The sequence below is a fragment of the Pelomicrobium sp. G1 genome, from assembly GCF_051905455.1.
Taxonomy (GTDB): Bacteria; Pseudomonadota; Gammaproteobacteria; order Burkholderiales; family UBA6910; genus Pelomicrobium.
The window spans coordinates 1-272 of sequence record NZ_JBQACR010000346.1; the positions used below are offsets into that span (position 1 = coordinate 1).

General features: G+C 54.0%; 1 protein-coding gene. It reads right to left on the minus strand.

Annotated features, from left to right (window positions below):
• On the minus strand, window positions 1-272 hold a 272-nt coding region (locus ACTFO6_RS18785; protein WP_439935877.1), incomplete at both ends, for a TIR domain-containing protein.

Genomic DNA, 272 nt, shown 5'->3' on the forward strand with positions numbered 1-272 from the left:
GGCATCGAATGTGAATGACATCGCCCACGAAGCGCCGGCATTGAGGAGACCGCTTGGGGTCCTATTCTCAGGCGCCGTCTTCACCGCAACGAGCTTCTTCTTCAGTTCCTTTGCTTTGTCTATCTCCAACGTCATCCAACCGCTACTGCTCGTTTTTGATCCGACGATACATAGAAAATGCGTCGCTGAGTTGATCTTGGCCGAGATGGCCCGCTTGATCACTTCGGCGTTCGTGCTCTGGATGGAAATGTCGGCAGAGTGGTCGCTGAACG